This window comes from Streptomyces europaeiscabiei (genome assembly GCF_001550375.1).
Taxonomy (GTDB): domain Bacteria; phylum Actinomycetota; class Actinomycetes; order Streptomycetales; family Streptomycetaceae; genus Streptomyces; species Streptomyces europaeiscabiei.
On record NZ_LRTR01000780.1, the window covers coordinates 1 to 10522 of the forward strand.

Annotated in this window: 10 protein-coding genes and 4 pseudogenes; 8 read left to right on the forward strand and 6 right to left on the reverse strand. The window is 69.4% G+C overall.

Annotation, left to right across the window (positions count from 1 at the left end):
• Positions 1-174 (reverse strand): annotated as a pseudogene (locus AWZ10_RS54440) (DNA-binding response regulator); the annotation flags it as partial.
• Positions 175-234: 60 nt separating this feature from the next.
• On the opposite strand from AWZ10_RS54440, the pseudogene AWZ10_RS54445 reads away from it, so the two are divergent.
• Positions 235-387: pseudogene (locus AWZ10_RS54445) on the forward strand (glycosyltransferase); the annotation flags it as partial.
• A gap of 4 nt (positions 388-391) precedes the next feature.
• Positions 392-1066: pseudogene (locus AWZ10_RS38150) on the forward strand (transposase); the annotation flags it as partial.
• Between the two features lie 753 nt (positions 1067-1819).
• Here AWZ10_RS38150 and AWZ10_RS38155 read toward each other — a convergent pair.
• Positions 1820-2512, reverse strand: coding sequence for a TetR/AcrR family transcriptional regulator (locus AWZ10_RS38155; protein WP_060893316.1), 693 nt, complete (start codon positions 2510-2512; stop codon positions 1820-1822).
• 53 nt (positions 2513-2565) lie between these two features.
• Here AWZ10_RS38155 and AWZ10_RS38160 point away from each other — a divergent pair, with 53 nt between their 5' ends.
• Complete coding sequence (locus AWZ10_RS38160) at positions 2566-3684, forward strand: FAD-dependent oxidoreductase (RefSeq protein WP_060893317.1); 1119 nt, start codon at positions 2566-2568, stop codon at positions 3682-3684.
• Between the two features lie 373 nt (positions 3685-4057).
• On the opposite strand, the gene AWZ10_RS56015 is transcribed toward AWZ10_RS38160, so the two are convergent.
• Positions 4058-4414, reverse strand: coding sequence for a DUF6262 family protein (locus tag AWZ10_RS56015; protein WP_408992817.1), 357 nt, complete (start codon positions 4412-4414; stop codon positions 4058-4060).
• On the opposite strand from AWZ10_RS56015, the gene AWZ10_RS51910 reads away from it, so the two are divergent.
• Together AWZ10_RS51910 and AWZ10_RS38170 are read left to right on the forward strand one after the other, a co-directional pair.
• Positions 4408-4611, forward strand: a complete 204-nt coding sequence (locus AWZ10_RS51910) for a hypothetical protein (protein WP_046706097.1) — start codon at positions 4408-4410, stop codon at positions 4609-4611. The two genes, AWZ10_RS56015 and AWZ10_RS51910, sit on opposite strands and share 7 nt — an antisense overlap.
• Before the next feature lie 355 nt (positions 4612-4966).
• On the forward strand, positions 4967-5590 hold the full coding sequence (locus AWZ10_RS38170) for a hypothetical protein (protein ID WP_060893318.1): 624 nt from the start codon (positions 4967-4969) through the stop codon (positions 5588-5590).
• A 545-nt stretch (positions 5591-6135) separates the two neighbouring features.
• Here AWZ10_RS38170 and AWZ10_RS38175 read toward each other — a convergent pair.
• Entirely contained in the window at positions 6136-7101 is a 966-nt protein-coding gene (locus tag AWZ10_RS38175; protein ID WP_208618625.1) for an alpha/beta fold hydrolase, read from the reverse strand.
• Between the two features lie 57 nt (positions 7102-7158).
• Between AWZ10_RS38175 and AWZ10_RS38180 the strand changes: the two genes are divergently transcribed.
• Entirely contained in the window at positions 7159-7746 is a 588-nt protein-coding gene (locus AWZ10_RS38180; protein WP_060893319.1) for a TetR/AcrR family transcriptional regulator, read from the forward strand.
• Positions 7747-8033: 287 nt separating this feature from the next.
• Here the strand turns inward: AWZ10_RS38180 and AWZ10_RS38185 are convergent.
• A pseudogene (locus AWZ10_RS38185) lies at positions 8034-8261 on the reverse strand (MmyB family transcriptional regulator); the annotation flags it as partial.
• Between the two features lie 386 nt (positions 8262-8647).
• Here AWZ10_RS38185 and AWZ10_RS38190 point away from each other — a divergent pair.
• Both AWZ10_RS38190 and AWZ10_RS38195 read left to right on the forward strand, forming a co-directional pair.
• The gene (locus tag AWZ10_RS38190; RefSeq protein WP_234360772.1) at positions 8648-9052 is read left to right on the forward strand and encodes a hypothetical protein; all 405 of its coding nucleotides are present in this window, start codon (positions 8648-8650) and stop codon (positions 9050-9052) included.
• Positions 9053-9201: 149 nt separating this feature from the next.
• A complete protein-coding gene (locus tag AWZ10_RS38195) occupies positions 9202-10059 on the forward strand; it encodes a hypothetical protein (RefSeq protein ID WP_046706092.1) in 858 nt (285 codons plus the stop codon).
• An 82-nt stretch (positions 10060-10141) separates the two neighbouring features.
• Here AWZ10_RS38195 and AWZ10_RS38200 read toward each other — a convergent pair.
• Positions 10142-10522 (reverse strand): response regulator transcription factor (locus AWZ10_RS38200; RefSeq protein WP_167366033.1); only part of this gene is annotated, 381 nt, incomplete at its 5' end.

A 10522-nucleotide genomic window follows, 5' to 3' on the forward strand; every position in this document is an offset into this window, starting at 1 on the left:
CTCGCGGGGGGTGAGCCGGTCGAGGCGGGTGTCCTGGTGGGAGCGGGTGAAGAGCTGGGCGACGACCTCGGGGCCGTCGGCGGCCACGTCGACGGCGAAGCCCGCCCGGTTCAGATAACCGGCGACGACCTCGGAGACGGTGGGATCGTCGTCCACGACGAGTACACGTTTCACGTTGGTGAGTCTCGCACCGGTGTCCGGTCGGCTGCGGGGAGGCGGCTTTGGACGTCAGCGATCCGTAAGATCGTCACATCCCCCGCCACCCCTGCCCGGGGCGACGTGGTGCTGCCCTGCCTCGACGAGGCCGGGGCCCTGCCGTGGGTCCTGACCCGGATCCTGGCAGGCTGGCGCTCGATCGTCGTCGACAACGGTTCGACCGACGGCTCGCGGGTGGAAGACCTCACGCGACCCGGACCACGCGGCCAAGAAGGCCCGGGTCGAGCATCTCTACGCGATCGCCGACGGCGAGGTCATAGCCGAGGACGGCGAGCCTGAAGTCGTCTTCTGCATGGACGAGTTCGGGCCGCTCAATCTGCAGCCCCGCCCCGGTCGGCAGTGGGCCGAACGTGGCGGCCGGCACAAGGATCCCGATCGCGAACCCCGGCCTCGTCGTCGGGCGACCTACACCCGCCCGCACGGGGTCCGGCACCTGTTCGCCGCCTACGACCTCGCCAGGGACCAGCTCTACGGCCACATCAAGAAGACCAAGAACAGGTCGAAGTTCCTGGAGTTCTGCCGCTACCTGCGCTCCCTGCACCCGATCGACGTGCGCATTGCGATCGTCTGCGACAACTACTCACCGCACTTGACGACAAAGCGGCGCCAGCGGGTCGCGACGTGGGCGGCGGCGAACAACGTGGAGATCGCCCACACACCGACCAACAGCTCCTGGCTCAACCGGATCGAGGCCCAGTTCACCGCCCTGCGCTACTTCGCACTCGACGGCACCGACCATGCCAGCCACAAAGAGCAGGGCAGCATGATCCGCCGCTACATCATCTGGCGGAACAAGCATGCCGCCGACGAACGCCTCCGCGAGGTCGTGAACAGGGCGAACGCTGCCTGATGCGGCACTAGCTTCCTGTCGGCGACTTGAGCGGGACAGCGCCCCGATTCCTGACAGGAACTACACGTGACATGGGTCACAGGGAGGGGGTGGGGATGTCGCCCGCCGATGCTCGCAACGTCGAGGCGGCGCGGATGGGACCCCGCAGGCGGGTGATGGCCACGGGCCACCGAGCCTGCGACGCGGCGACCGCTTCTCCGCATCTGAACCTTGCCAGGCCGGCTCGGGTGTCGGACACCCAGTCGATGGAAGTGCGCAGGACGTGGCGTTCGTCGGGAGCGAGGTCGGGTCAGGGTGCGGGAGACCAGGGCGGGGGAGTCGTGGTCGAAGTCGCTGGGCCGCGGGGCGTGCCCGGAGCGGCGCAGTTCCAGGGACGGCGCAGTTCCAGGGACGGCGCAGTTCCAGGGACGGCGCAGTTCCAGGGACGGGGCGACGGACAGATCGAGGTACAGGGGCAGGCCGTGCGAGCGTGCGGTGATGACCTGCCGGATAGGTGCGCCGATGCGGGGCTGGCCGTCGCGGGTGGGCGGCGGGCGAGGCAGCCGTCGCAGTCCTGGGAGAGAAGTCACCTTTGCCGACTCTCGATGTGCGCGGGTGGACTCTGAACTGAGGCGATGTGTTGCGGTGGCGCGTAGATGTCCGTGACGGTTTTGAGCCGCATAGCGAAGCAGCGGCTTTGCGCGTCGACGGGTCGCTCACCAACGGTGGATTCGCGCGACCCCGACCTCGCTCACATTCGGCAAGAGCTGGGCGTCACGCCGGTGGCCGGGCGAGTTTGGCGGCCACGGCGTCCAGGACCCAGTCCAGGCCGGTCGCGAAGGATGCCTCGGCGTCCACGTCCGTTCCGTCGTACACGGCCTTGGCCAGCGCCGGGAAGCGGCCGGTGGCCAACATTCTCGTCACATGAGGGCCGGAGGCGCGCTGCCAGTCGCGCTTGGACAGGCCCGTGGCGCGCTCGGCCCGCAGGTTCGCGATCTCGCGCCTGATCGCGCCGGTGTAGTAGGCGCTGACAGTCTCCACGGCGCGCATGACGGTGTCGATGTCGGCGAGGCCGTCGAGGGCGGCCAGCGTGGCGTCGGTTACGGCGAGGCCGTTCGGGCCCAGGGTCGGGCGGCCGCCGAGCAGGTCGGCCAGCCATTCATGACGGAGAGCGGCCTGCCTGGTGCGGTGGGCGAGGATGCGCAGCGCCTCCCGCCAGTCACCGGACTGCTCCTCGGGGAGAATCTCGGCCTGGACCTCGTCCACCATGAGGTCGAACAGCTCCTGCTTGGTGGAGATGTATCCGTACAGCCGCATCGGGCCGGCGTTCAGTCGGGCGGCGATCTTTCGCAAGGACACTGCCTCCAGCCCGCCCTCGTCGGCCAGCGCGATGGCGGCGGCGACGATCCGCTCCCGGTCGAGCGGCACAGGTTGAGCCGGCGGCTCCGGCCGGTCCCACACAGTCATGGTCACACCGTTCTGTTGCGCTGCATCACAAGGGGGAAATACAGTGTATCGACATGAGACATCGTATCGCTGTGGTCGGGAGCGGCCCTGCCGGCCTTACCTTCGCCCGTGTCCTGCACCGCCATGGCTACCCCGTCGCCGTCCTCGAACGCGATCCCGCCCCCGATGCCCGCCCTCCGGGCGGCACGCTGGACCTGCACGAAGGGCTGGGGCAGCTCGCACTGGACAAAGCAGGGCTGCTGGCGGAGTTCCAGGCGCTCTCGCGTCCGGAGGGACAGGCCATGCGCATCCTGGACACGGACGGGACCGTCCTGCGCGACTGGCGACCCGGGCCAGATGACCGGGCCAATCCCGAGATCGACCGCGGGCAACTCCGTGACCTGCTGCTCGGCCCTCTCGACGTCCAGTGGGGTCGGGGCGTGACGCAGGTGGTGCCGGGGACCCGGGATGGCGTACTGGTCCATTTCGCGGACGGGCGACAGGAGACGTTCGACCTCGTGGTCGGCGCGGACGGCGCATGGTCCCGGATCCGCCCGGCAGTCTCGCCCGTGACGCCGCACTACACCGGCGTCACCTCGGTCGAGACCTTCCTGGACGACGTCGACACCCGCCGCCCTGACCTCGCCCGGTTGATCGGCGACGGTTCCATGGCTGCGTACGGCGTGAACCGAGCTCTCGTCGCCCAGCGCAACAGCGGCGGCCACGTCAAGGTGTACGCCCAGTTCCGCGCACCACTGGACTGGCACACGAACCAGGACCTGGCCGAGGCCGAGGCCGTGCGATCGAGCCTGCTGGCTCTGTTCGACGGCTGGGCCGCTCCCGTCCTCGACCTCCTCCGCCACGGGACCGCTTTCGTCCACCGCCCCCTCTACGTCCTGCCCGTGTCCCACACGTGGACCCACGTCCCCGGGGTGACGCTATTGGGCGACGCCGCCCATCTGATGCCCCCATTGGGGGCGGGCGCGAACCTCGCGATGCTGGAAGGCGCCGAACTCGCCGAGTCCATCGCCACCGGCCCTGGAGCTCTGGACGAGGCCGTCCACGCCTTCGAGGAACAGATGTGGGCACGGGCCGGCAGGTGGGCGAAGATCACGACGGCCGGTCTGGAACGCCTCGTGAGCCCGGACCCCGCCGAAGCCCTCGCCCTCTTCGACCAGGTCCAGCCATCCTGACTGCCAAGCGCGAGAGCACCAGCACCAACAGCTCGCCACGGCTTCACGGGAAGTACGGCACCGCCGGGGTCCCTTGCGGCAGAACCACCGTGAGGCGAACGCACGGACGCCTGCACCGGACGCAGCCCTCAGCCCGCTACTGCCCGAATCCGGTCCGATCCTCCTCGGGACCCTGTTCGAGAAGTTGGGCTTCGAGGTCGACGAGGCGCTTCTCGGTGAACCGCAGGGTGGAGTGGCGCCTTCGAGTCGCTCCTGGAGTGAGCGGTGCTCTCGCGTCATCTGGTCCAGGCGGCGATCGAGTGACGCGTTCTCGGTGCGGAGGGCCGGGGCGGAGTCCGCGGGGCCCTCGGTTCGACGTCTCGGAGCCGGCCCATCAGTTCGCCGATCCGCTTGAGCTGGGTGAAGACGGTCTCCTGCGGGCGGGGGTCTCCTCGGCGCTGAGTGCGTGCTCGCGCCAGGAGGCTTCGACGCATTCGTGTTCCTGCTGGGCTCCTTGATCACGCCGTTGTCGGACGTCGGCGACGGCTGCTTGGACCAGGGCTCGTGCGTCCGTGTTCTCGTAGCAGAAGGTGGCGGACACTCCCGCTCGCTCGGCGATGACTCGGACATTGAGCCGTCTGCGTTCGCGGCGAAGCCGAGTGATGGCCTCCTCGAGCCGGCTCAGTTCGCCGCGGGTCTGGCGGCGGCGAGCGGCGGTCGCGGCCGTTGGGGCGGCGGCAGCGGATGTCATACGGCATCACCGTCTTCGATCTCCGGTGGCTCGGTGAGGTCCGTTGTTCGGAAAGCGGTGGACCGGACGCGGCCGAAGTGGTCCTGGGGGCGGCGGAGGTCGAGCGCCTGGGCCTGGTCCAGGAGACCGACGGCTTCCAGCGCCCGTTCCAGGCCGGTGATCGCGCGGGCGGTGGGTCGAAGACCTCGTGGAGGTAGTCGGCGGTCGCGCTGTCGGGCGCGCGTTCGGCGAGCATGCGCCATTGTTCGCGCTTGCGGTGCCAGTAGCGGTGCCGCCCGCTCCGCCCACCTCGTGGATGCCGTCGTCCTGTACCGACACGGGTTCCCCGTCCTCGTACGGCCCCACCCGGCCCGGACCGGTATCCCAGGCACCCACGTATCTGCACGTCAGACGGGGTGGGATGGTTCCACCGTGCTCGATCGGCCGTCGGCTGTTGCGCCCGACCGCTGTGACCGCTGATGCTCTTGGTGCCGCACCGGCCAGGCCCGGGCCGACCAGCCGGACTTGCCGCGGCATCCATGTCCACGCACTCATCCACACGGGGGAACACCCATGTCCATGCGCATCCGAACGAGCGCTCTCACCGCACTCGCCGTCGCCGCCCTCGCGGCGGGCACGGTCCTCACGGCACCGGCCGCGGGCGCCGCGACGAAGGCCGCCGCGCCCACGTTCCTGTCGGCGTCCCAGCTGCCGCCGCACCCGACGTCGTCCTGGACCGCCGGGCCGGTCACCGAGGGGTTCCCGGAGGCGCTCGGCCTCTGCGTGAGCACGGAGGGCGTGCTCGACTACGACTACCGGCACCGGGAGTTCCGGACCGACCTGGACACCAGCGCCGTGCAGTTGACCGTCGTGACGGGCACAGCCGGCCAGGCCAAGGCCCTGGCGAAGCACTACGACGACCTGATCCGCACCTGCGCCGACCGCCTCGAGGAGAACGACCCGGACGTCGACGCCGAGGGCCGGGACTACGGCACGCTGCCGGTCGAGGAGGGCGCCCACGTCCGCGGCCTCAACACCGAGACGTCCTGGGGTGCCAACGACGTCGCCCTGCTGTCGGTCGGACGGGACGGCAGGACCGTCACCGTCGTCCAGTGGGGACAGATGGGCGACTTCGTGAACGCGCCCGTAACCGCCTTCAAGAAGACCACGACCACGGCCGTCAACAAGCTGTACTGACCCGGCGGCCACCGGAAAGGGCCCGGGGTCGTCCTCCCGCCACAGGTGGTCGGAGGGACGGCCCCGTACCGGTCTTCGTCCTCCACTTTGGCTCTGCTCTGCTGGGCAGGGGCCTCTTTCGAACCTGAGCCGCCACGGCGGCGGCCAGGGCGAGGGCGATGCCACAGACGATCTCGGCTTTCACGAATCGGGAAGGGGAGTTCCAGCTCGGTGTGGTCCATGTGTCGACGGTGCGATATCCGCGTAACGCCTTGCCGTCGACGGTGATCGCCCTCTGACCAGTCGCATCGCTTTGTCGACTTTTGATGGTGGGGTGGCGGCCGTCGCCCTGGCCGGGGGTGACCCGGCCAGGGCGATGCCGGCGCAGGGCAAGGCCGCGATCATCGCGGCCGGGACCCTGCGGCAGCTCTCTGTGGACATCGGCATCCTTCCTCGCGCACCACCGACGGCGCACGCATCGCCGTCGATTCCTGGCGCGCGGGAGGCGCCGCGACGTGTATGAGCGGGGCGCGAGACAGGCATGGCGAAACTCCGCCACGCATGTGTCAGCCGTGCGGCACGCCTGCTCCCGGTTTCCCGCCGAGGAAGTCCTCCAGGATCTCGGTGAACCGCGCCGGCTGCTCCTCGGCCACGTAGTGGCCGCAATCGTCGAGGACCACGCCGGTGACATCGTCGGCCGCCGGCCGCATCGTCTCGGCGACCAGCGCGCCGCTGTACCGCGCGCCGCCGATGGCGAGCACCGGCAGCGTCAGCCGGGTCTTCTTGCGCTGCTCGTTCTGCGCGATCGTCTCGTCCAGCGCCCGGTAGTACGCGAAGCTCGCCCGCAGCCCGCGAGGATCCGCGACGATCGCATCGACGTAGACGTCGACGGCGTACGCGGGGATCGCGTCCGGAGTGGCTGCCTTCTTGGCGAACTGGTGGCCGAAGAAGAGCCGCTCCCGCCCCCGGACCAGCCCCTCGTTGAGGTCGGTGAGCCGGTTGAAGCCGAAGTGCCAGAGTCGCTGGTTGACCGCGGCCGGGCTGAAGACCGACGGGGTCGGCGTGAGACCGGGGATGATGGCGTCGACGACGGCGAGCCGGCCCACCCGCTCGGGGTGATCGGCAGCGAGGGCGTATCCGGTCCACATGCCGATGTCGTGGCCGACCACGTCGAACCGGTCGTGCCCGAGCGCGGCCATCAGAGCGACCAGATCGGCGGCCAGCGTGCCGGCGTCGTACCCGTCGTCGGGCTTGTCGGAGAGCCCGGCCCCGGGCGAGTCGACGGCGACGACGGTGTGCTCGCGGGCGAGCGCGGGCATCACCTCCCGCCAGGCGTACCAGGTCTGTGGCCACCCGCCGACCAGCAGCAGCGGCGGGCCGTCCCCGCCGGTGACCGCGTGCAGGCGCAGCCCGTTCAGCTCCAAGAGTCGGCTGGTGAAGACGTCGGTGAACCCATCGGGCAGCCGCAGTGAACTCAAGCTTGTCGTGCCCTCGGCCGTACCCATCATGGAACGATCGGTGCAACTTGTCATGCAGACGACCCTACCCATCTTGAAACGATCGGTGCAAGATGTGTAGGCTGACGAACCATGGCGGGCCGCAAGCAATTCGACGTGGACGAGGCGCTACGACGCGCGATGTACGTCTTCTGGCGCTGGGGCTATTCGGAGGCCTCGATCGACCGCCTGGCCGAGGGCACGGGCCTGGGCCGGAGCTCGCTCTACGGCACCTTCGGCGACAAGAGCACCCTCTTCCGGAAAAGCCTCCAACGGTACGCGCAGACCTACCACCCGCTGTACGGCCAGGCACTGTCCGGCCCCCACCCGAGCCCGAGCGCCGTTGTGGCCGCCTACCTACAGGTCACCCTGAACCGCATCGCCGACCCGACGGTCCCGGATGGCTGCCTGCTCACGGTGTCGGCAACGCAGCTCCCGGCCCTCGACGCGGAGGGCCGGTCGATGGTCCGCGCCATGATCGACGGTTTGCGGGCGATGCTGGAGCAGGCGTTGCTGGCGGCGGGGGCCGATGATCAGGAGGCGGCAGAGCTGGCGTTGTGCACGCTGGCAACGAACAAATCCCTGGCGGTGCTGAGTCGCGCCGGTTTCTCGAGCGAAGACCTGGCAACCGTCGCAGCCGCCGCCGCCCGGATCCCCGGGAGACGACATCCACTACGTTGAGTAGTGCGATGGACACCCAGGGCCCCGGCAAAGTCGTTGGATGATGCCGAGTAGTGCCAGTGGTCGGGTGGTGTCGCCGGGGTGGCGTCGGCCGGGAGGGCCGCTGCGACGCCCGCTGCGGCCGTCGCGGCGGTTGTTGCGACAAGGCTGCTTCGCTTGAACGTGGGTTCCTTCTCTGTTTTCCGGCATGGGGGCATGCCACAGCCAGGGGGATGTGTCGGAGTATGGGAAAGCCCGGCAGATGGAGGCGGGACGCGGCGTCATTTACGTGCGCTTCGGGCGTCCTCGGCCAGGATCCGGTGATCGGCCCACATGGCCGCGAACTCCGTGCTGTGCATGGTCAGTTCACCGACGAGTCCGGCCGGCAAGGGATCCTCCGGATACCGGCCGGCGGTAAGGCGCAGGTTGCCGACCACGGCCCTGGCCTTGGCAGGCCAATCGGTATAGAGGTCCCGGGTGTGCGCGTCGGGGAAGACCAGCTCTGCCATGTTCGGCCGACGGCCCGGTTCAGCGGGGCTGTCCCGGGTTCCTCGGCGATGGCAGGAGATCGGCGGCGCCGCGTCCAGGGCGCTTCATCTCGTGCACCGTAGAGATCACCCGCGCTGACGACGGCAGCGCACACGCGGCCGTGGATGCGGGCGGCTTCCGCGACAGCCACCGGGTGCTGCACGGTGCCACGCGTCTCGTGCCCGCGGGCCTCGTCCGGGCTTCGGGCGCGACGTGCGCCAACGGTCGTACGGCATGGAAGCGACTCCTCGGCACCGAGACCAGGCAGTGTGTTTCCGCGCGCCGAAGCGACGACGGAGGAGGTCGCTGCGGACAGGCGGCGATGGCACATACGTACATGGAATACGTACTCCTACTGATGTGCCCCTGACGACTGTGCCGTTTCCTTGCGTTCATGACGACACCGGGCGTGAAAGCGCAGATGCCGAAGAGTGTCAGGTTGGCGGTGGTGGGGGTATGGGTCCAGGCCGTGCTGAACCTGGCGGCCGGCGCCCTGTTGCTGGCCGTCGTGAACGATGCGGCGGACCACGGTCAGGACGAGGGGTCCGGGCTGCTCCGGTTCGCGGCGGTGTTGTCGCTGCTGATCGCGGGAGCGCTCCTGCTGTGCGGCTTTTTCGCGGGCAAGCGGTCGAACGGGATACGTGTCACGGTCATCGTCATCGAGGCGCTGAGCCTGCTGAGTGGTGTGCTGGGCCTGCTTCAGGGGGGCGGCGTCTCGGTTCTCCCGGGCATCGCCTTCGCGCTCGCCGTGCTGCGGGGCTTCAGTTCCGCGGAAGCCAGGAACTGGTTCGACCGCTGAGGCACGTATCGAAGCGCATACCCGGGCCGAGACATTCCGTCGTGCGTGTCGTCGCGGCCCTCGCCATGGCCGTTCTGTTCACCAAATCAACAGGCCTTGCCACAAGGACAGTCCGGCAGGGCCGCCCGACCTCATCATGGGGGAATCACATGCGTACACACGCTGCGGCCACCGTCCTTTCCAGTGCCGTCGTCCTCTCGACGCTCGTTCTTCCGGGTACTGCCCAGGCAGCGGAGCACTCCGGGGCGGCGACGGATCTCAGAGCCTTCGCCTCGGAGAGGGTCCAGCCGCAGGACGCGATCGGCGGCACCACCTTCAAGAACGGGGTCGTCAACAAGGGCAAGGACATCGTTCTCGGCGTGACGGGCAAGAAGGCCGTTCCCGTCACGTTCACCGCCTTCGACGAGGAGGGCGTAGCCATCACCCAGGCCTTCCTGTGGCAGGGCACCGACAGTTCGAACACGGACACCATCACCGGCGCCATGGAGTCGGACGCCTACCCCACCTGCACGGAGACGCCGGTCCAGGGTGGCTACAGCTACAGCTGCAAGACGGTCTTCACCATCGACCCCGCGGTCACCTTCAAGGACGGCAACGGCACCGCGGGGACCTGGAAAGTCTTCCTGGGCGCCTACGACCTCTACGCGAACGCCAGTTACGACGACGACGTCGCCAGGACCAAGATCAAGCGTGCCGCCAAGCTGACCACCAACGCCTCCCCGGAGCCCGTGAGGGAGGGCAGGACCATCACGGTCACCGGCAAGCTGAGTCGCGCCAACTGGACCACGGGCAAGAACGCGGGATACGCGACCCAGCCGGTGCAGTTGCAGTTCCGCAAGAGGGGCAGCAGCACCTACACCACCCTCAAGACGGTCAAGACCAGCAGCACCGGCACCCTGAGCACCACCACCAGGGCCGGCTCCGACGGCTACTACCGCTTCGTCTTCGCCGGCACCACCACCACCGGGTCCGCGACGGCGACCGGCGACTTCGTCGACGTCAGGTAGGCAGCTTCCCGACCGAGAGACCGTGGTGGGCGGTCGGTTCGCAGTGGCTCACCGATCACCGCCGAGGGCCTCTGGGCCACGCTCAGTCCTGCTCCGCGCGGGCGTCCCCGAAACGGCTCCCGGCGCGGCGGCGGGCCATCAGCGTGGCCAGGGCGGTACGAGAGGAGACCCCGGTCTTGCGGAAGATGCGGGAGACATGGGTCTCCACGGTACGCCGGCTGACGTAGAGCCGGTCCGCGACGGCCTGGCTGGTGAGCCCCTGCGCCACCAGTTCGGCTATCTCCAGCTCCCGGGCGGTCAGGGTGGCCAGCCGTTCGGTGAGTTCGGTGCGGTCCGGGGAACTGTACGGAGCCTCGGAGCCGCCACCGGGCGGACGGGTGGCGTCGGCGAGGCCGACCAGCATTCCGCTGCCGCCCGCCTCGGCGCGCCGGCGCCCCCTGAGCCAGGCGTGCGTGGCGCCCCG

Bases quoted from the DNA above. Each gene is read 5' to 3' on its own strand.
- AWZ10_RS38155 (WP_060893316.1), bottom strand. From the start codon at position 2,512: ATGACTGTGTGGGACCGGCCGGAGCCGCCGGCTCAACCTGTGCCGCTC.
- AWZ10_RS38160 (WP_060893317.1), top strand. From the start codon at position 2,566: ATGAGACATCGTATCGCTGTGGTCGGGAGCGGCCCTGCCGGCCTTACC.
- AWZ10_RS51910 (WP_046706097.1), top strand. From the start codon at position 4,408: ATGTCATACGGCATCACCGTCTTCGATCTCCGGTGGCTCGGTGAGGTC.
- AWZ10_RS56015 (WP_408992817.1), bottom strand. From the start codon at position 4,414: ATGACATCCGCTGCCGCCGCCCCAACGGCCGCGACCGCCGCTCGCCGC.
- AWZ10_RS38170 (WP_060893318.1), top strand. From the start codon at position 4,967: ATGTCCATGCGCATCCGAACGAGCGCTCTCACCGCACTCGCCGTCGCC.
- AWZ10_RS38175 (WP_208618625.1), bottom strand. From the start codon at position 7,101: ATGACAAGTTGCACCGATCGTTCCATGATGGGTACGGCCGAGGGCACG.
- AWZ10_RS38180 (WP_060893319.1), top strand. From the start codon at position 7,159: ATGGCGGGCCGCAAGCAATTCGACGTGGACGAGGCGCTACGACGCGCG.
- AWZ10_RS38190 (WP_234360772.1), top strand. From the start codon at position 8,648: ATGACGACACCGGGCGTGAAAGCGCAGATGCCGAAGAGTGTCAGGTTG.
- AWZ10_RS38195 (WP_046706092.1), top strand. From the start codon at position 9,202: ATGCGTACACACGCTGCGGCCACCGTCCTTTCCAGTGCCGTCGTCCTC.